This window comes from Halobacillus sp. ABA4_118, from assembly GCF_056160205.1.
On record NZ_JBSWWS010000001.1, the window covers coordinates 1,626,245 to 1,646,473 of the forward strand.

A 20,229-nucleotide genomic window follows, 5' to 3' on the forward strand; every position below is an offset into this window, starting at 1 on the left:
AGGAGAAGTAAAGGAACCACTCTTCTGCAGAGAGAATCACCTTTGGCTGGAAGTGATTTGGAGAGAGTTCCTTGAAATGCACCTCGGAGTCTTCCGCTGAATATCAGTAGGCGGAAGCGGCTGCCTTCCGTTATCAAGGCTCGAGAGGGGAAAGGATTTCATGTTTCCCAAACAGAGTGGAACCACGTTCAAGCGTCTCTGTGCTTAAGGCACAGGGGCGCTTTTTTTCTGCTTTGTGTTATTCAAAGGAGGGAGCAAGTATGGGGCTTTTTAAGATGTTCAAGGAAGATGTGGATGTGGTGTTTGATCAGGATCCTGCTGCTCGTTCTTACATTGAAGTCATTCTTACCTATTCCGGCCTCCACGCCATCTGGGGGCACCGGGTGGCCCATGCGTTTCACAAAAGGAAATTCTTTTTTCCTGCCCGGCTGATTTCCCAGTGGAGCCGCTTCTTAACCGGTATTGAAATTCATCCGGGCGCGAAGATCGGCCGCCGTTTTTTCATTGACCACGGCATGGGAGTCGTTATCGGGGAAACGTGCGAAATCGGTGATAACGTGACGATATTCCAAGGCGTGACCCTCGGAGGGACTGGGAAGGAGAAAGGGAAGCGGCACCCAACGCTGCTCGATAACTCCCTTGTTGCTACAGGAGCGAAGGTTCTTGGATCCATCACTATAGGAGAGAATTCCAAGGTAGGGGCTGGGTCTGTCGTGTTGAAAGATGTCCCTGATAATTCCACAGTCGTCGGAATCCCTGGTCATGTCGTTATCCAGAACGGCAGGAAAGTCCAGAAAAACCTCGACCACCATAAACTGCCGGATCCTGTTTATGACCGGCTGAACAATCTGGAAAAAGAACTACAGCAGCTGCGTGATCAGCTGAAAGCGAAAGAAGGAGTGAAGACTAATGGCGATTAATGTATACAACACTTTAACGCGTAAGAAAGAACCATTTACACCCATTGAAGAAGACAAGGTAAAAATGTATGTGTGCGGACCCACCGTGTACAACTACATTCATATCGGAAACGCGCGCCCGGCCATCGTCTTCGATACGGTCCGCCGTTATTTTGAATACCGCGGCTACGATGTGCACTATGTGCTCAACTTTACTGATGTGGATGACAAATTGATTAAAGCGGCCAACGAAATGGGCGAAGGGGTGACAGAAATCGCCAACCGGTTTATCGATGCCTATAAGGAAGATGTCGGTGCCCTTGGAGTTAAAGAAGCCGTCGATCATCCCCGGGTAACAGAAAACATGGAAGAAATCATCAGTTTCATTCAAGGACTTGTTGATAAAGGATACGCCTATGAAGCAGGCGGAGATGTTTATTTCCGCACCCGCTCCTTTGACAATTACGGAAAGCTTTCTCATCAATCCGTCGATGAGCTTCGTTCCGGATCGCGTATTGAGGTTGGAGATAAGAAAGAAGATCCGCTTGATTTCACCCTTTGGAAAAATGCGAAGCCGGGGGAAATTACATGGGATAGTCCCTGGGGCACCGGGCGTCCGGGCTGGCATATTGAATGCTCGGCTATGGCGAAAAAGTATCTTGGAGATACGATTGATATTCATGCAGGCGGACAGGACCTTACCTTCCCCCACCATGAAAACGAAATAGCACAGTCAGAAGCCCATAACGGAGAATCCTTTGCTCGTTACTGGATGCATAATGGGTATATTAATATCGACAACGAAAAAATGTCGAAATCCCTCGGAAACTTTATTCTTGCTCATGATCTTGTGAAAAAGCATGATCCAAAAGTCATCCGCTTCTTCATGCTGAGTGTCCAGTACCGTCATCCGATCAATTTCAGTGATGAATTATTGAAGGGCGCAAAGAGCAGCTTTGAACGAATTCAGAATGCTTATGAAAACCTTCGTCACCGTAAAGAAACGTCAGTGAGTCTGCAGGCCGACCGTGACGAGTGGATGGAGAAAGTACAGGGATTCAAGGATCAGTTCATTAAAGAAATGGATGATGACTTCAATACAGCGAATGCAATTTCTGTCATTTTCGACCTGACCAAGGCCGCCAACCTTTACCTTCAGGAAAATCAGACACATGTCGATGTGCTTGATGCATTCGAACAGACGCTGGAAGAATTGCTGCGTGTGCTTGGTATTCAAATTGGAGAAGAAACAGACCTTCTTGATGAAGAAATCGATGCTTTAATCGAAGAGCGTAAACAGGCAAGGAAAGACCGGAATTTCGAGCGTGCCGACCAAATCCGTGATGAGTTGAAAGACCGTCATATTATCCTGGAGGATACATCACAGGGAACGCGCTGGAAGCGGGGCTGAAGACCATGAAGGATGTTAAACAGATGAAGAGTCTCGCCCTCGCCTATATGGGGGATTCCGTGTATGAGCTGTATGTCAGGCATCACCTTTTGGAAAAAGGAGAAGTGAAACCACAGCAGCTACATCAGGCGGCGGTCCAGTTCGTATCAGCTGGATCGCAGGCCGCTGTTGTCCAAGCCTGGCAGGCGGACGGACTTTTGACGGAGGAAGAAGAAGGGGTGCTGCGCCGGGGGCGCAATGCCAAATCCGGCTCCGTCCCGAAAAGCACGAATGTCCAGACCTATCGTTATTCCACAGCTTTTGAAGCTGTACTTGGCTTTTTGTATTTGTCCGGTCGTACTGAAAGACTGGAAACTCTGATCGACTATTCCATTAAGCACGTAGAAGAAAGGAGCGAGCATTCATGACAAACGGAGAATGGATCATAGGAAAGAATCCGGTGCAGGAAGCGCTGAGAGCCGGACGCTCCATCAACAAGGTGATGGTATCCGATCAGCTCCAGTACCAGGCGTTTAAAAAGCTGGAGCAGCTGGCTAAAGAACAGGGCGTCAACGTTCAGAAGGTACCGAAAAAGAAAATCGACCAGCTTGTGGACGGAAACCACCAGGGGGTGGCTGCTTCTGTAGCCGCCTACGAATATGCAGACCTTGAAGATCTTTTTGCTAAAGCGGAGGAAAAAGGGGAGGCGCCGTTTTTCATCATCTGTGATGAGATTGAAGACCCTCATAATCTGGGATCGATTCTGCGGACAGCAGACGCAGCAGGAGCTCACGGAGTGATCATTCCGAAAAGGCGGTCCGTTGCTCTTACGGCGACTGTGGCGAAAACGTCGACAGGAGCGATTGAATACATTCCTGTGGCCCGTGTGACGAATCTTGCCCGTACCATTGATGAATTAAAGGAACGGTTCGTCTGGGTCGTCGGCACAGATGCAGAGGGTACGGAGGATTACAGACAGCTGGATGGCGGTATGCCGATTGCCCTTGTCATCGGAAGCGAGGGCCGGGGGATGAGTCGTCTCACCAAAGACAAGTGTGACTGGACCGTCAGTCTGCCGATGGCTGGCAGAGTAACCTCCCTGAACGCTTCTGTAGCCGCATCCCTCCTTATGTATGAAGTCCATCGCAAACGGCATCCGCTGGGTGAGTAACAGATGGTTGTACTAATTGTTGATGGCTATAACATGATCGGAGCCTGGCCGGAACTCGTGAAATTAAGGGATAAGGATCTCGGACAGGCCCGGGATCTATTAATTGAGATGATGGCTGAGTACCAATCCTATACAGGTGACCGGATCATCATTGTATTTGACGCCTATCATGTGCGCGGCCTCGAAAAAAAACAAAAAAATTACAAAGTGGAAGTCATCTTTACAAAAGAAAACGAAACTGCTGATGAGCGTATTGAAAAATTAGCCGGTGATTTGAATGATGTCCGCACACAGGTCTATGTGGCGACATCGGATTATGCCGAGCAGCGGACGATCTTCGGGCAGGGAGCTTTCCGGAAGTCGGCCCGGGAACTTTATATTGAAATGAGAAATATAGAAAACCAGATTGAGAAAGATGTAGAAAATCATAATCTATACCCGTACCAGTCCAAGATTCCCATCGACAAAGAGATGCGGGAAATCTTTGAGAAATGGCGGCGAGGAGATAAATAATTCTGACAACTTGTTGACGCTTTTCAAGCGCTTACTGTATAATATTGCTATATTTAGGTAGCACGGTCGGAGGGATCCTGTGTGAGCATCTTACAAACGGAGAAAAGCAGCAGTGAGTTGGATCTTAGCAAGCTTGATGATGAAGCGATCGTTGAAAGGATCAATCAAGGACAGGTCCAGGCGCTTGACTATTTGATCAATAAGTACAAAAATTTTGTTCGCGCAAAGGCTCGAACCTACTTTCTTATTGGAGCAGACAGGGAAGATATTGTTCAGGAAGGTATGATAGGCCTTTACAAAGCGATCCGCGATTATCGTGAAGGCAGACTCTCGTCTTTTAAAGCATTTGCAGAACTGTGCGTCACCCGTCAGATTATCACCGCCATTAAAACCGCCACCAGACAGAAGCATATCCCTTTAAACTCCTACGTTTCTTTGGACAAGCCGATTTACGACGAAGAGTCAGACCGGACTCTGCTTGATGTTATCGCCGGTTCCAAAGCCATTGACCCTCAGGAATTAATTGTGAATAAAGAAAAATTCGCCGATATGGAAGAGAAGATGTCCGAGCTGCTGAGCGATCTGGAAAGAAAGGTTCTCACGCTGTACTTGGATGGACGTTCCTATCAGGAAATTTCAATAGAGCTCGACAGACACGTGAAGTCTATTGATAATGCATTGCAGCGGGTGAAGAGAAAGCTCGAAAAGTATTTGGAAGTGAGTGAAATCACCCTCTGAACGCTGCATTGACACGGTAACCTTTGAATGCTACATTAAATGAGTATGTGTAAACCTCTTAAAAGAGAGGCGACGGAAATGCGGAAAAAAGTGATATTAGCTTGTACAGAATGTCTCAATCGAAATTATAGTTCATATACAAATCGTTCCAACCAATCTGAACGTCTCGAGGTACGGAAGTTCTGCAAAAACTGCGGGAAACATACGTTGCACCAGGAGACAAAGTAGAGAAGCAGCCGGATGGCGCAAGTTTGGGGGTATTGCAGCATGTTTAAGTTCTTCAAGAATGTAGCTCGGGAGATGAAGAAGGTAAGCTGGCCGAAGGGTCAGGAACTGACACGTTACACCATCACCGTTCTCGGAACGGTCGCTTTCGTAGCTGTGTTCTTTGCTATTGTAGATCTTGGGATTTCCCAAGTGCTTGAACTCATTGCTCAAGAATAGTAGAGTGGATTTTATGCTATAATAGGAGATAGACTTACAAAAAACCCGTTCCGCGGGTTTTTTCATGTTGGAGAAATTTTCATCACTCTAATACAAGGGAGGGAAGGGCAAGCACTTGTCCTGTGATTATGGAAAAAAGATGGTATGTAGTGCACACGTACTCAGGTTATGAGAATAAGGTTAAGACAAACCTTGAAAAGCGCGTGGAATCAATGGGTATGGAAGATAAGATTTTCCGTGTCCTTGTCCCGGAGGACGAAGAAGCTGAGATTAAAAACGGCAAAAAGAAAATCGCAAAGAAAAAGGTCTTCCCAGGCTATGTTCTTGCGGAAATGGTGATGACGGATGATTCCTGGTATGTTGTTCGTAATACGCCGGGGGTGACCGGCTTCGTCGGTTCCACAGGTTCAGGGTCCAAGCCGATTCCTCTACTCCCTGAAGAAGTAGAAACGGTGCTTAAGCGGATGGGCATGAATGAAGAGCCGAAGGCAGAGGTTGACTTTGAGGTGAAGGAAAGTGTTACAGTAACAGATGGGCCTTTTGCCAACTTCACAGGTACGATCGAATACATTGACACGGATAAACAGAAAGTCAAAGTCCACGTGAATATGTTCGGACGTGAAACACCAGTCGAGTTGGACTTTACTCAAATCGAAAAATTATAAAATTCATCTCTCCCCTTGCATATTAGAGTTAAAGATGCTAGAATTTTTATGTTCTATATGCGCCCTGTAAAATACAGGTTTCTGCATATTGCAATGGAGTGGGAGGGTGAATCCCTATTACCACATCACGGACTTTAAGGAGGTGTGTCTCGTGGCTAAAAAAGTAATTAACGTAGTTAAGCTTCAAATCCCTGCGGGTAAAGCAAACCCAGCGCCGCCAGTAGGACCGGCACTAGGTCAAGCAGGTATCAATATCATGGGTTTCTGTAAAGAGTTTAACGCTCGTACACAGGAACAGGCGGGTACGATTATTCCGGTTGAAATTACGGTATATGAGGACCGTTCATTTACATTCGTTACTAAAACTCCACCTGCTGCTGTTCTTCTTAAGAAAGCGGCTGGTATCGAATCAGGTTCCGGTGAGCCAAACCGTAACAAAGTTGCTTCTGTTAAACGTGACCAAGTTCGCGAAATCGCAGAAACAAAAATGCCTGATTTAAATGCGGCTGACGTTGAAGCTGCTATGCGCATGGTTGAAGGTACAGCGCGCAGCATGGGAATCACAATCGAAGACTAATCCCACAGCGTCACATGGAGATAGGAGAAGGTTGCGGAAATGGAGCTTGTGACTCTTTCGCAACCTTTATTCGTGGGAGGAAAATCCGTTAAAACCACAAGAGGAGGAAATTGAAATGGCTAAAAAAACGAAAAAGCAGCAAGAACTTCAAAAACTTGTTGACCGTACAAAAGCTTACGATGTACAAGAAGCGATCAAGCTTGTAAAAGAAACTTCAAAAGCTAACTTTGATGAAACTGTTGAAGCAGCTTTCCGTCTGGGTGTAGACCCTAAAAAAGCGGATCAGCAGATCCGTGGCGCGATGGTGCTTCCACACGGTACAGGTAAATCCCAGCGTGTGCTTGTTTTCGCTAAAGGTGATAAAGCGAAAGAAGCAGAAGCAGCTGGTGCAGACTACGTAGGAGAGCAGGACCTGATCAACCAAATCAACCAAGGCTGGTTCGATTTTGATGTAGTTGTTGCAACTCCAGACATGATGGCTGAAGTTGGTAAACTTGGTCGTGTACTTGGACCAAAAGGTCTTATGCCAAACCCTAAAACCGGCACGGTAACGTTCGAAGTTGAAAAAGCTGTCAATGAAATCAAGGCTGGTAAAGTTGAATACCGCGTTGATAAAGCAGCAAACATCCACGTTCCGATCGGTAAATCTTCTTTCGATGAAGAGAAACTTGCTGAAAACTTCGCAGCGATTACAGATGCGTTGGTTAAAGCGAAGCCGCAGGCTGCTAAGGGAACTTACATGCGTAACGCTGCTGTTTCATCTACTATGGGTCCTGGAATCAAAGTAGACGTTTCTGCTTACACGAAGTAATAAAAAGTGTTGACTTTCCGCTATTAGTGTTATATACTAAGTAGCGTTGTATAAAAAGAATACGTTATACCGTAGACAGCAGGGGCGGTTTTCCGCTTAAAGTCCTGCCGAGGTGTGTGATATATCATAGAGCAGCGCCATCTGCCCTGCTCTATGAAAAACACCTCCATGTCTATGTGGAGGTGTTTTTCTTTATTAAGAAAACCTTCGAACGGTATGATGAAAAGTCAATAGGAGGTGGAACGATGAGCGGTATTATCGAACAGAAGAAACAGATTGTATCTGATCTAGCTGAAAAGTTCCGCAACAGTAAATCTGCTGTATTAGTAGATTACCGCGGTCTTGATGTAGCTGAAGTCACTGAACTTCGTAATCAGCTTCGTGAAGCCGGCGTAGAATACAAAGTGCATAAAAACACGATGATTCGCCGTGCGGCTGCAGAAGTTGAACTATCTGACCTTGATGAAGTGTTACAAGGACCAACAGCGATAGCTTTCCACACAGATGATGCGGTAGCTCCTGCTAAAATCTTGAACAACTTCGCTAAAGATCATGAAGATCTTGAAATCAAGGGTGGCGTAGTTGAAGGTCAGGTCGCAACTCTTGAGCAAATCCAAGAGCTTGCCAACCTTCCGAACTACGAGGGTCTTGTATCTATGTTCCTAAGCGTACTACAAGCTCCAATCCGCAACTTCGCTTATGCTACACAAGCAATCGCGGATCAAAAAGAAGAAGAAAGTGCGTAAGTTAGCATTCGTTTAAAATAAACCAACAAAACTAAGGAGGAAATTTCTCATGTCTAACGAACAAATTATCGAAGCGATTAAAGAAATGTCTGTTCTTGAGCTTAACGACCTAGTTAAAGCAATTGAAGAAGAATTTGGTGTATCTGCTGCAGCTCCAGTTGCTGCTGGTGCTCCTGCCGGTGGTGCAGAAGCTGCTGAAGAGCAAACTGAATTTGATGTAGTACTAGAATCTGCTGGTTCTTCTAAGATCAAAGTGGTTAAAGCTGTACGCGAAATCACTGGTGCTGGTCTTAAAGACGCTAAAGAAATGGTTGATGGTGCTCCAAGCGCAATCAAAGAAGGCATTTCTAAAGAAGAAGCTGAAGAGATCAAATCTCAGCTTGAAGAAGCAGGCGCTACTGTCGAACTTAAGTAAGGAAAACCTTGGAGAAAAGCTCGCTGATATATCGGCGGGCTTTCTTTTTCTTAATAGACATTTTATTCTCTAAAATTCAGACAATGGAGAAGGTGTTCGGATATGTCGGAGCATTATTATTCAAAAAAGACATCAACAGCTAGTGAAGAGAAAACATGGTCCTTTGAATTGAAGGGGTTTCCGTTTTCTTTCACAACAGATCATGCCGTCTTTTCCAAAAATGAAGTGGATTACGGCTCAAGGGTCTTGATTGATGCCTTTCAACTCCCTGAAGTGGAAGGGGAAATCCTTGATCTTGGATGTGGGTATGGCCCTATCGGGTTGTCTCTGGCTAAAACTTTCAGTGACCGCCGTTTTGTGATGGTGGATGTAAACGAACGGGCCCTCCATCTGGCGGAAAAAAATGCGGCTGCCAATCACATTCATAATGTAACCATTCTGGAGAGTGACCGCCTTCAGGGTGTCCGGGACAGGAAGTTTGCTGCTATTTTAACCAATCCACCGATTCGTGCCGGTAAGTCTGTTGTGCATGCGATGTTTGAAGAAGCATCGGAAGCGCTGCTGCCAGGCGGGGAGTTGTGGGTTGTGATTCAGAAAAAGCAGGGGGCGCCATCTGCTAAGCAGAAACTCGATGAATGGTTCGGTTCATCTGAAGTCGTTTTGAAAAAGAAAGGTTACTACATTCTCAAAGCAAAAAAGATTGACTAGCAAACCCACTTGTGCTAGTATTGAAAAATGCCAATATATCTGATATCTGTCAAGTCTTTTTTACAAAATAGTATAAAAAACTTGCGGACTGGTCAGAATGGTAAAATCGAACGCTGAAAGTAAATGAGGTTTTTAATGTATGAAAAGCCTTTTTCTTTTTTGTCTAACGTTAGAGAGAAATGAAGAATCACCATCTGCAATTGCCGCAGATGTTTAAATATGCTTGTGGCAAGATCAACCGCAAGCCTGTTCGGCATGTCTTGCCGGACCCTTTTTTCGTTATTAAAATGCTTGATTTGAGGGGTGAATCAGTTGACAGGTCAACTAGTTCAGTATGGACGACACCGCCAGCGCAGAAGTTATGCACGTATCAGTGAGGTATTGGAATTACCAAACCTGATTGAAATCCAAACCGCTTCTTACGATTGGTTCTTAAAAGAAGGTTTGAAGGAAATGTTCCAGGACATTTCCCCGATTGAAGATTTCACAGGTAATCTATCGCTTGAATTCGTAGACTACAGCCTTGGCGAACCAAAGTATCCAGTCGATGAGTCAAAGGATCGCGATGTAACATATAACGCACCGCTTCGAGTGAAAGTACGCCTTCTAAACAACGAGACAGGTGAAGTAAAAGAGCAGGAAGTTTTCATGGGTGACTTCCCATTGATGACAGACACAGGTACCTTCGTAATCAACGGTGCTGAGCGTGTCATTGTATCTCAGCTCGTCCGCTCTCCAAGCGTGTACTTTAACAAGAAAATAGATAAAAACGGTAAACGCGGCTATACGGCAACCGTCATTCCAAACCGCGGAGCGTGGCTGGAATTTGAAACAGATGCCAAAGATGTCGTACACGTACGTATTGACCGTACGCGTAAGCTGCCGATTACAGTTCTGCTGCGTGCTTTAGGATTCGGAACCGACCAGGAGATCATTGATCTTATCGGCGACAACGAATACTTGAAAAACACGCTTGAGAAAGATAATACGGAGACTACAGAGAAAGCGCTGCTTGAAATCTACGAGCGTCTACGCCCTGGTGAGCCGCCTACAGTAGAAAATGCGAAAAGCTTGTTGGTTTCCCGTTTCTTCGATCCAAAACGCTACGACCTAGCGCGCGTTGGACGATATAAAATGAACAAAAAGCTTCATATTAAGGACCGTTTGTTCAATCAGACACTGGCGGAAACGCTGGTCGATGAGGAAACAGGCGAAGTCATCGCTGAAAAAGGCGATAAGATTGACCGCCGTCTCCTGAATAAACTGATCCCTTACTTCGATGATCAGGAAGGTACATTGAGTGAAGAAACACTTGAACCCGTTGAAGGCGTTCTTGAAGATCCGATCCAAGTACAGTCTGTGAAAATCGTTGATCCAACTGACCCGGAAGGGGAGCGTTCCATCAACGTTATCGGCAATGCCAACATTGACCGTGATGTGAAGAACATTACTCCTGCTGATATTCTTTCTTCTATCAGTTACTTCTTCAACCTGCTGCATGATGTAGGCGGTACAGACGATATTGACCACCTTGGTAACCGTCGTCTGCGTTCTGTAGGTGAACTTCTTCAGAACCAGTTCCGTATTGGTCTTTCCCGTATGGAGCGTGTCGTTCGTGAGCGTATGTCCATCCAGGATACATCGTCCATCACGCCACAGCAGTTGATTAACATCCGGCCGGTGATTGCGTCCATTAAAGAGTTCTTCGGAAGCTCGCAGCTTTCACAGTTCATGGACCAGACCAACCCGCTTGCGGAATTGACGCATAAACGCCGTCTATCCGCTCTTGGACCAGGTGGTTTAACTCGTGAACGCGCAGGATTTGAAGTTCGTGACGTACACTATTCCCACTACGGGCGTATGTGTCCGATCGAAACACCGGAAGGTCCAAACATTGGACTGATCAACTCCCTTTCTTCCTATGCGAAAGTGAATGAGTTCGGATTTATTGAAACGCCATACCGTCGTGTCGACCCGGATACAAACAAAGTAACGGCTCAAATCGACTACCTGACTGCCGATGAGGAAGATAACTACGTGGTCGCCCAGGCGAACGCGAAGCTTGATGATGACGGTGGATTCACAGATGAAGAAGTTATCGCACGTTTCCGCGGGGAAAACACGGTCGTAGCCCGTGACCGCCTTGACTACATGGACGTATCTCCGAAGCAGGTAGTATCTGCTGCGACAGCTTGTATCCCATTCCTTGAGAATGATGACTCCAACCGTTCCCTTATGGGTGCGAACATGCAGCGTCAAGCAGTACCATTGCTGAAGCCGGATGCGCCTCTTGTGGGTACTGGTATGGAATATGTGTCTGGTAAAGACTCCGGTGCTGCCGTTATTTGTAAGCACGAAGGAATTGTTGAGCGCGTGGAAGCGAAAGAAGTCCGCGTCCGCCGTATTTCTGAAGTAGATGGCAAAGAGGTTGAGGGAGATCTTGACCGTTACCGTCTTCAGAAATTCATCCGTTCCAACCAGGGAAGCTGTTATAACCAGCGTCCAATCGTTTCTAAAGGTGACCGTGTTACAAAAGGGGAAATCCTAGCTGATGGTCCATCCATGGATATGGGTGAACTGGCTCTTGGACAGAACCCGCTTGTGGCCTTCATGACATGGGATGGTTACAACTACGAGGATGCGATCATTATGAGTGAGCGCCTTGTTAAAGACGATGTATACACTTCCATCCACATTGAAGAATATGAATCAGAAGCCCGTGATACGAAGCTTGGACCTGAAGAGATCACTCGTGATATTCCTAACGTCGGTGAAGATGCTCTTCGTGACCTGGATGACCGTGGAATTATCCGCGTCGGAGCAGAAGTCAGTGACGGAGATCTGCTTGTCGGTAAAGTTACACCTAAAGGGGTAACAGAACTGTCTGCAGAAGAACGCCTTCTTCACGCTATCTTCGGTGAAAAGGCTCGTGAAGTCCGCGATACGTCTCTTCGTGTTCCTCACGGTGCCGGTGGTATCGTTCTTGATGTGAAAATCTTCAACCGTGAAGACGGAGATGAACTTCCACCAGGAGTGAACCAGCTGATCCGTGCTTATATCGTTCAGAAGCGTAAGATTTCTGAAGGGGATAAGATGGCTGGACGTCACGGTAACAAAGGTGTTATTTCCAAGATTCTTCCGGAAGAGGACATGCCGTTCCTTCCAGATGGAACACCGGTTGACATCATGTTGAACCCACTTGGTGTACCATCTCGTATGAACATCGGTCAGGTGCTGGAGCTGCACATGGGTATGGCCGCCCGTTTGATGGGTGAAAGAATTGCCACCCCGGTCTTTGATGGTGCCCGCGAGGAAGATGTTTGGGAAACATTACAGGAAGCAGGCATGGCTCGTGATGCGAAAACGATCCTGTATGATGGACGTACCGGGGATCCGTTTGATAACCGTGTATCTGTCGGTGTCATGTACATGATCAAACTGGCACACATGGTTGATGATAAACTCCACGCCCGTTCAACTGGACCTTACTCTCTCGTTACCCAGCAGCCACTTGGTGGTAAAGCCCAATTCGGTGGTCAGCGTTTCGGTGAGATGGAGGTATGGGCCCTTGAAGCATATGGTGCTGCCTATACCCTGCAGGAAATCCTGACGGTTAAATCCGATGATGTTGTTGGCCGTGTGAAAACATACGAAGCCATCGTCAAAGGTGACAACGTACCGGAACCTGGTGTGCCGGAATCCTTCAAGGTTCTTATCAAGGAACTTCAAAGTCTTGGTATGGATGTGAAGATTCTCTCCGGTGATGAGGAAGAGATTGAGATGCGGGATATTGAGGAAGAGCAAACCAAAGAATCCGAGAATTTGAACTTAGACGATTAAGTTAGAAACACTGCTGTCGCTCGTGTTCTAAGCTTAGGGTAAAACCTGGATACTGAAAGGGAGGTAGGCCCCTTGCTAGATGTTAACAACTTTGAGTATATGAAAATCGGCCTCGCTTCACCGGATAAGATTCGTTCTTGGTCCTATGGTGAAGTTAAAAAGCCGGAAACCATCAACTATCGTACGTTGAAACCAGAGAAAGACGGTCTTTTCTGTGAGCGTATCTTCGGGCCTCAAAAAGACTGGGAATGTCACTGTGGAAAATACAAACGCGTCCGTTACAAGGGGGTCGTTTGTGACCGCTGTGGCGTTGAAGTAACAAAAGCGAAAGTACGCCGTGAGCGTATGGGGCACCTTGAACTAGCTGCCCCTGTCTCTCACATCTGGTACTTCAAAGGTATCCCGAGTCGTATGGGTCTTGTATTGGATATGTCGCCAAGGGCGCTTGAAGAGGTTATTTACTTCGCCGCTTACATCGTGACCGATCCAGGCGAGACAGCTCTTGAGAAGAAGCAGCTGCTTTCTGAAAAAGAGTACCGTTCATACCGTGAGAAATTCGGACAAGGCTTCCAGGCTGCTATGGGAGCGGAAGCCATCCGTAAACTTCTATTCGACATCGACTTGGATGGAGAAGTAGACACACTGAAGGAAGAATTGAAAACTGCCCAGGGTCAGCGACGCACACGTGCGATCAAGCGCCTGGAAGTGTTGGAGTCCTTCCGTCACTCTGGTAACGATCCTTCATGGATGATCCTGGATGTTCTTCCTGTCATCCCTCCGGAACTGCGCCCAATGGTGCAGCTGGATGGTGGACGTTTCGCCACATCTGATTTGAACGACCTTTATCGTCGTGTCATCAACCGTAATAACCGTCTGAAGCGTCTATTGGATCTTGGAGCCCCTACGATTATCGTTCAGAACGAGAAGCGTATGCTTCAGGAAGCTGTTGACGCCCTGATCGATAACGGCCGACGCGGCCGACCGGTTACAGGTCCTGGTAACCGTCCACTTAAATCTCTTTCCCACATGTTGAAAGGGAAGCAGGGACGTTTCCGTCAAAACCTTCTTGGTAAGCGTGTTGACTATTCCGGACGTTCCGTAATCGTTGTAGGACCATCGTTGAAGATGTACCAGTGTGGTCTTCCGAAAGAAATGGCTCTGGAGTTGTTCAAGCCTTTCGTTATGAAGGAATTGGTTTCCCGCGGACTTGCACACAACATCAAGTCAGCTAAACGTAAGATTGAACGCGTTCACCATGAAGTTTGGGATGTTCTTGAGGATGTCATTAAAGAGCACCCGGTTCTTCTTAACCGTGCACCAACGCTTCACCGTCTTGGTATCCAAGCGTTCGAACCGACGCTTGTAGAAGGACGCGCCATTCGTCTGCACCCGCTCGTATGTACGGCTTATAACGCCGACTTTGACGGTGACCAGATGGCTGTACACGTACCGTTATCCTCAGAAGCTCAGGCTGAAGCGCGTATTCTGATGCTTGCGGCTCAGAACATCCTGAACCCGAAAGACGGAAAACCAGTTGTTACGCCGTCACAGGATATGGTACTTGGTAACTACTACCTCACTCTTGAGCGTACCAACGCAATAGGAGAAGGTATGTTCTTCAAGGACTTGAACGAAGCGCTGATGGCTTACCAGAATGGTTATGCCCACCTGCACACACGTGTAGCTGTTCAGGCGAGTTCCTTGAATAACGAAACATTCACAGAAAAACAGAACCAGCAGCTTCTTCTGACTACGGTCGGTAAGTTGATCTTCAACGAAATGCTGCCTAGTTCTTTCCCTTATATCAATGAACCAACAAAAGAAAACCTGGAGATCAAGACTCCAGATCATTACTTTATTGAAAATGGAACAGATATCCGTGCGGAAATTGCGAAGCGCGACGAAGTCGCTCCATTCAAAAAAGGAATTCTTGGAGACATCATTGCAGAAGTGTTCAAACGCTTCTCCATCAGTGAAACGTCCAAGATGCTTGACCGTATGAAGGATCTTGGTTTTGCTTACTCTACGAAGGCCGGTATTACAGTCGGTGTATCCGACGTTGTCGTACTTCCAGAGAAACAGGAAATTCTTGATGAAGGTCAGAAGAAAGTCGATAAGGTCATGAAACAGTTCCGCCGCGGTTTAATTACCGAAGAAGAACGTTATGACCGCGTCATTGAAATCTGGGGAGCAGCCAAGGATGATATTCAGAACCGTCTGATGAAATCCCTTGATCCGCGTAACCCGATCTTCATGATGAGTGATTCCGGAGCCCGTGGTAACGCCTCTAACTTTACGCAGCTCGCTGGTATGCGTGGTCTGATGGCCAACCCGGCTGGACGTATCATTGAACTACCAATCAAGTCCAGTTTCCGTGAAGGTCTGACTGTACTTGAATACTTCATCTCCACACACGGTGCACGTAAAGGTCTTGCTGATACAGCCCTTAAGACAGCCGACTCAGGTTATCTGACTCGTCGTCTTGTAGACGTTGCGCAGGATGTCATCGTCCGTGAAGATGATTGTGGAACGGACCGCGGCTTGACTGTTGCCGCCCTTCAGGAAGGCTCTGAAATCATTGAGCCGCTGATCGACCGTCTCATTGGTCGTACAGCGTTCCAGAAAATTGAACACCCTGAAACAGGTCGTGTTCTTGCAGAAAGAAATGAAGTTATTTCCGAAGATACTGCGAAACAGATTGAAGATTCCGGTATTAAGGAAGTTGTCATCCGAACTGCCTTCACTTGTAATACGAAGCACGGCGTATGTAAGAAATGTTATGGCCGCAACCTTGCCACTGGTGATGAGGTTGAAGTTGGAGAAGCTGTCGGAATCATCGCAGCGCAGTCCATCGGTGAGCCTGGTACACAGCTTACTATGCGTACCTTCCACACAGGCGGGGTAGCCGGAGACGATATCACACAGGGTCTTCCTCGTATCCAGGAGATCGTGGAAGCTCGTAATCCGAAAGGTCAGGCTGTCATCACTGAAATCGATGGTACTGTCCACGAAGTGAATGAAGTGAAAGAGAAACAGGAGATCGTCGTCCAGGGCGCGGTTGAGTCCCGCTCCTATACTGCTCCATACGGTGCCCGTATGAAAGTAAGTGTCGGTGACGAAGTGAAGTCCGGTGATGCGTTGACGGAAGGTTCCATCGATCCGAAGGAACTGTTAACCATCAAAGGTCTCGACGGAGTTCAGGAATATCTTCTTAAAGAAGTTCAGAAAGTATACCGTATGCAGGGTGTAGAAATTTCTGATAAGCACGTAGAAGTTATGGTCCGTCAAATGCTCCGCAAAGTCCGTGTTCTTGACTCTGGTGACACAGATGTTCTACCTGGATCCCTTCTTGAAATTCACCAATTCAAAGAAGCGAACCAAAAAGTGCTCATGGAAGGTGGTCAGCCGGCAGTCGGCCGTCCAGTCATCCTGGGTATTACGAAAGCGTCTCTTGAAACAGACAGCTTCCTGTCCGCCGCGTCCTTCCAGGAAACGACTCGTGTCCTGACTGATGCAGCTATTAAAGGCAAGCGCGACGAGCTGCTTGGCTTGAAAGAGAACGTCATTATCGGTAAACTTGTTCCTGCAGGTACGGGCATGACCCGCTACCGCAAGATACAGGCTCAAGCCGAGGGTGCGCAGACCGAAACTTCGGTAACACCTGAAGAGGTTACGCAGCCATAAAAAGAGAAGTAGATGTTAACAAAGGGTAAAAAATAAGGAAGCACTAAAAATCTCACCCGAATGCAGTTGACATGCATTTGGGTGAGTGATAATATTATCAAGGTGCTTCCATTTATCCTTGTTACTTTGGAGGATATGAAGATGTCTTATGAAAAAGTAGCACAGGCAGGTTTCGATATCATTATCGGAACAAAGCAGACACTGAAAGCCATGAAAAATGGTGAAGTGAACGAAGTCATAACGGCTGACGATGCCGATCAGTCCATGACATTTAAAGTAGCTGAACTGGCCCGGCAACTGAACATTCCCCATACACGGGTTCCTTCCATGGAAGAGCTCGGGAATGCATGCGGTATTGACGTTGGTGCGGCTACAGTGGCGATAAAGCAATAAAGTTTTGGCGTTTCAACGCGAAAGCTTTGTTTTTTGCCTTTTTATGAACCACCTGGATGTGTGGTATTAAAAAATGAAGGGAGGATACAACCATGCCAACTATTAACCAATTGGTACGTAAAGGTCGCGTGAGCAAGACAAAGCAGACGAACTCTCCAGCTTTGAACAAAGGCTATAACAGCATGAAAAAGCGTATGACAGATCTTGCTGCTCCACAAAAACGTGGTGTCTGCACACGTGTTGGTACAATGACACCGAAGAAACCGAACTCTGCACTTCGTAAATATGCACGTGTTCGTTTGACTAACCAGCTTGAGGTTAACGCTTATATCCCTGGTATCGGCCACAACCTTCAAGAACACAGTGTTGTTCTTATCCGTGGCGGTAAAGTTAAAGACTTGCCAGGTGTACGTTACCACATCGTACGTGGTGCGCTTGATACTTCAAGTGTTGACGGCCGTATGCAAGGTCGCTCCAAGTACGGTACCAAAAAGCCAAAAGCTAAAAAATAAACGATATGAATATATCGCTTAAATAAACTAAAACAATTGTGAGAAGGGAGGGGAACATATGCCACGTAAAGGTCCAGTAGCAAAACGTGATGTGTTGCCAGATCCAATGTATAACTCTAAGCTTGTTACTCGTTTGATCAACCAAATCATGGTGAACGGTCAGCGCGGAAAAGCTCAAAAGATTCTTTATAAAGCTTTTGAACTTGTTCAGGAGCGCAGCGGAAACGAAGCAATGGAAGCATTCGACGAAGCAATGAAGAATGTTATGCCTGTATTGGAGGTTCGCGCACGCCGTGTGGGTGGTTCCAACTACCAGGTACCAGTTGAGGTTCGTCCGGAACGTCGTCAGGCTCTAGGTCTTCGTTTCATCGTAAACTATGCGCGTCTACGCGGAGAGAAAACGATGGAAGAGCGCCTTGCTAACGAAATTCTTGATGCATCGAACAACACTGGTGCTTCCGTTAAACGCCGCGAAGAAATGCACAAAATGGCAGAAGCGAACAAAGCATTCGCTCACTACCGTTGGTAATCACCAAAAAAATAACTGTTCAAACAGGAAGGAGAAAGATTCATGGCTAGAGAGTTCTCCTTGGAAAAGACTCGGAATATCGGGATCATGGCTCACATCGACGCTGGTAAAACAACGGCGACTGAGCGTATTCTTTTCTACACAGGACGTATCCACAAAATTGGTGAAACTCACGAAGGAGCTTCCCAAATGGACTGGATGGAGCAGGAACAGGAGCGCGGAATCACAATTACATCCGCCGCTACGACTGCTCAGTGGAGAGACCACCGTATTAACATCATCGACACTCCTGGACACGTAGACTTCACTGTTGAAGTTGAGCGTTCCCTGCGTGTACTTGATGGATCTGTAGCTGTTCTTGACGCCCAATCCGGTGTTGAGCCTCAAACAGAAACTGTTTGGCGCCAGGCTACCACGTACGGTGTTCCACGTATCGTGTTCGTTAACAAAATGGACAAAGTAGGGGCTGACTTCATTTACTCCCTTGGCACATTGAAAGACCGCCTTGGTGCAAATGCCGCAGCTGTTCAACTTCCTATCGGTGCAGAAGATGAATTCGAAGGAATCATCGACCTTGTAACGATGGAAGCCTACTACTACATGGATAACCTTGGGACTCGTGCAGAAGCACGTGCCATTCCGGATGACTACAAAGATCAGGCTGAAGAGTACCGCGGCAAGCTTGTAGAAGCTGTTGCTGAACTTGATGAAGACTTGATGATGCAGTATCTGGAAGGGGAAGAAATCACGAACGAGCAGCTGAAGACGGCTATCCGTACAGCTACTCTAACTGTAGACTTCTACCCAGTCTTCTGTGGGTCTGCCTTCAAGAACAAAGGTGTACAACTTCTAATTGATGGTGTTATTGATTATCTACCATCTCCATTGGATGTACCTCCAATTGAAGGTCACGTACCACAAACTGAAGAGCATGTTGTCCGTAAGGCTGATGACAACGAGCCATTCTCTGGTCTGGCTTTCAAAGTTGCCACAGACCCTTATGTAGGTAAACTGACATTCTTCCGCGTATATTCCGGAACACTTTCCGCTGGTTCTTACGTGAAAAACTCCACGAAGGATAAGCGTGAGCGTGTAGGTCGTATCCTGCAGATGCACGCAAACTCCCGTGAAGAGATTTCCACAGTATACGCTGGTGATATCGCTGGTGCGGTAGGTCTTAAAGACACGGGTACAGGTGACACTCTATGTGATGAGAAGAGCCTTGTTATCCTTGAATCTATGGAGTTCCCTGAACCGGTAATCTCTGTAGCTATCGAGCCTAAATCCAAAGCTGACCAAGATAAAATGGCCATTGCCCTTGGTAAGCTTGCTGAAGAAGATCCAACGTTCCAAACGGAAACAAACGTTGAAACAGGACAAACGATCATCGCTGGTATGGGTGAGCTTCACCTTGACATCATCGTTGACCGCCTGAAACGTGAGTTCAAAGTTGAAGCGAACATTGGCGCTCCACAGGTTGCCTACCGCGAAACATTCCGCGCTAGTGCACAAGTGGAAGGTAAGTTCGTACGTCAATCCGGTGGTCGTGGACAATTCGGTCACGTATGGGTTGAGTTCGAACCAAACGAAGAAGGCGCTGGTTTCGAATTCGTCAACAAGATTGTTGGTGGTGTTGTACCGCGTGAATACATTCCATCTGTAGAACAAGGGATTAAAGAATCCTTGGAGAATGGTGTATTGGCCGGCTACCCAATGGTAGACATCAAAGCAACTCTTTATGATGGTTCCTACCACGATGTCGACTCCAACGAAATGGCCTTTAAAGTTGCTGCTTCCATGGCACTTAAAGAGGCTAAAAACAAGTGTAAGCCTGTTCTACTTGAACCAATGATGAAAGTAGAAGTTGTTATTCCTGAGGAATACATGGGCGATATCATGGGTGACGTAACTTCCCGTCGTGGACGTGTTGAAGGTATGGAAACTCGTGGTAATGCACAAGTGGTTAAAGCATTCGTTCCACTATCTGAAATGTTCGGTTACGCAACAGCGTTGCGCTCCAACACTCAGGGCCGCGGAACTTACACCATGCACTTCGACCACTACGAAGAAGTTCCGAAGAGCATCTCTGAGGAAATCATCAAGAAAAATTCCGGACAATAATTGATTTTTTAAACAAGTTACAGTATAACTTGTAATGTAAGCTTAGGAGTGCTTGTCACTCCTTGGCTGCATA

General features: G+C 46.7%; 20 protein-coding genes and 2 other annotated features (1 of these 22 running past the window's edge). All 20 genes read left to right on the plus strand.

Going from position 1 to position 20,229, the window contains the following annotated elements:
- Positions 1-203 (plus strand) — a binding site (T-box leader) (it extends 15 nt beyond the left edge of the window).
- Between the two features lie 57 nt (positions 204-260).
- The 20 genes from cysE to fusA all read left to right on the plus strand — a co-directional run bounded on the left by cysE (position 261) and on the right by fusA (position 20,156).
- The gene (gene cysE / locus ACXAGL_RS07955) at positions 261-920 is read left to right on the plus strand and encodes a serine O-acetyltransferase (RefSeq protein WP_474970230.1); all 660 of its coding nucleotides are present in this window, start codon (positions 261-263) and stop codon (positions 918-920) included.
- Positions 910-2,310 carry a cysteine--tRNA ligase gene (cysS, locus tag ACXAGL_RS07960; protein WP_474990745.1) on the plus strand — a complete coding sequence of 467 codons (1,401 nt, stop codon included), beginning with the start codon at positions 910-912 and terminating at the stop codon, positions 2,308-2,310. The genes cysE and cysS overlap by 11 nt, the downstream gene beginning before the upstream one ends.
- 5 nt (positions 2,311-2,315) lie before the next feature.
- Positions 2,316-2,717: a Mini-ribonuclease 3 gene (locus ACXAGL_RS07965; protein WP_474970232.1), complete on the plus strand. Its 402-nt coding sequence runs from the start codon at positions 2,316-2,318 to the stop codon at positions 2,715-2,717.
- On the plus strand, positions 2,714-3,460 hold the full coding sequence (gene rlmB / locus ACXAGL_RS07970; protein ID WP_474990747.1) for a 23S rRNA (guanosine(2251)-2'-O)-methyltransferase RlmB: 747 nt from the start codon (positions 2,714-2,716) through the stop codon (positions 3,458-3,460). Before ACXAGL_RS07965 ends, rlmB begins: the two co-directional genes overlap by 4 nt.
- Positions 3,461-3,463: 3 nt before the next feature.
- Complete coding sequence (locus ACXAGL_RS07975; RefSeq protein ID WP_474970234.1) at positions 3,464-3,973, plus strand: NYN domain-containing protein; 510 nt, start codon at positions 3,464-3,466, stop codon at positions 3,971-3,973.
- Between the two features lie 81 nt (positions 3,974-4,054).
- Positions 4,055-4,711, plus strand: a complete 657-nt coding sequence (gene sigH / locus ACXAGL_RS07980) for an RNA polymerase sporulation sigma factor SigH (RefSeq protein ID WP_027953439.1) — start codon at positions 4,055-4,057, stop codon at positions 4,709-4,711.
- A 78-nt stretch (positions 4,712-4,789) separates the two neighbouring features.
- Positions 4,790-4,939 (plus strand): 50S ribosomal protein L33, encoded by a 150-nt coding sequence (rpmG, locus tag ACXAGL_RS07985; protein WP_084162932.1) that lies wholly within the window; start codon positions 4,790-4,792, stop codon positions 4,937-4,939.
- Positions 4,940-4,978: 39 nt separating this feature from the next.
- A complete protein-coding gene (secE, locus tag ACXAGL_RS07990; RefSeq protein ID WP_027953438.1) occupies positions 4,979-5,155 on the plus strand; it encodes a preprotein translocase subunit SecE in 177 nt (58 codons plus the stop codon).
- 128 nt (positions 5,156-5,283) lie between these two features.
- Positions 5,284-5,820 carry a transcription termination/antitermination protein NusG gene (nusG, locus tag ACXAGL_RS07995; protein ID WP_027953437.1) on the plus strand — a complete coding sequence of 179 codons (537 nt, stop codon included), beginning with the start codon at positions 5,284-5,286 and terminating at the stop codon, positions 5,818-5,820.
- Between the two features lie 151 nt (positions 5,821-5,971).
- Positions 5,972-6,397, plus strand: a complete 426-nt coding sequence (rplK, locus tag ACXAGL_RS08000; RefSeq protein ID WP_027953436.1) for a 50S ribosomal protein L11 — start codon at positions 5,972-5,974, stop codon at positions 6,395-6,397.
- A 115-nt stretch (positions 6,398-6,512) separates the two neighbouring features.
- Entirely contained in the window at positions 6,513-7,208 is a 696-nt protein-coding gene (gene rplA, locus ACXAGL_RS08005; RefSeq protein WP_027953435.1) for a 50S ribosomal protein L1, read from the plus strand.
- Positions 7,209-7,259: 51 nt separating this feature from the next.
- Positions 7,260-7,408: a sequence feature (ribosomal protein L10 leader region), on the plus strand.
- Between the two features lie 45 nt (positions 7,409-7,453).
- Complete coding sequence (gene rplJ / locus ACXAGL_RS08010; protein WP_474970466.1) at positions 7,454-7,954, plus strand: 50S ribosomal protein L10; 501 nt, start codon at positions 7,454-7,456, stop codon at positions 7,952-7,954.
- A 49-nt stretch (positions 7,955-8,003) separates the two neighbouring features.
- On the plus strand, positions 8,004-8,369 hold the full coding sequence (rplL, locus tag ACXAGL_RS08015) for a 50S ribosomal protein L7/L12 (protein ID WP_474970235.1): 366 nt from the start codon (positions 8,004-8,006) through the stop codon (positions 8,367-8,369).
- A 102-nt stretch (positions 8,370-8,471) separates the two neighbouring features.
- Complete coding sequence (locus ACXAGL_RS08020; protein WP_474990750.1) at positions 8,472-9,077, plus strand: class I SAM-dependent methyltransferase; 606 nt, start codon at positions 8,472-8,474, stop codon at positions 9,075-9,077.
- A gap of 312 nt (positions 9,078-9,389) precedes the next feature.
- Positions 9,390-12,917 (plus strand): DNA-directed RNA polymerase subunit beta, encoded by a 3,528-nt coding sequence (gene rpoB, locus ACXAGL_RS08025; protein WP_474970237.1) that lies wholly within the window; start codon positions 9,390-9,392, stop codon positions 12,915-12,917.
- A 72-nt stretch (positions 12,918-12,989) separates the two neighbouring features.
- Complete coding sequence (gene rpoC / locus ACXAGL_RS08030) at positions 12,990-16,601, plus strand: DNA-directed RNA polymerase subunit beta' (RefSeq protein WP_474970238.1); 3,612 nt, start codon at positions 12,990-12,992, stop codon at positions 16,599-16,601.
- 141 nt (positions 16,602-16,742) lie between these two features.
- Positions 16,743-16,994 carry a 50S ribosomal protein L7ae-like protein gene (locus ACXAGL_RS08035; protein WP_474970467.1) on the plus strand — a complete coding sequence of 84 codons (252 nt, stop codon included), beginning with the start codon at positions 16,743-16,745 and terminating at the stop codon, positions 16,992-16,994.
- Between the two features lie 92 nt (positions 16,995-17,086).
- Entirely contained in the window at positions 17,087-17,506 is a 420-nt protein-coding gene (rpsL, locus tag ACXAGL_RS08040; protein ID WP_027953428.1) for a 30S ribosomal protein S12, read from the plus strand.
- Between the two features lie 58 nt (positions 17,507-17,564).
- The gene (gene rpsG, locus ACXAGL_RS08045) at positions 17,565-18,035 is read left to right on the plus strand and encodes a 30S ribosomal protein S7 (RefSeq protein WP_474970239.1); all 471 of its coding nucleotides are present in this window, start codon (positions 17,565-17,567) and stop codon (positions 18,033-18,035) included.
- 42 nt (positions 18,036-18,077) lie between these two features.
- Complete coding sequence (gene fusA, locus ACXAGL_RS08050) at positions 18,078-20,156, plus strand: elongation factor G (protein ID WP_474970240.1); 2,079 nt, start codon at positions 18,078-18,080, stop codon at positions 20,154-20,156.
- Positions 20,157-20,229: the final 73 nt, after the last annotated feature.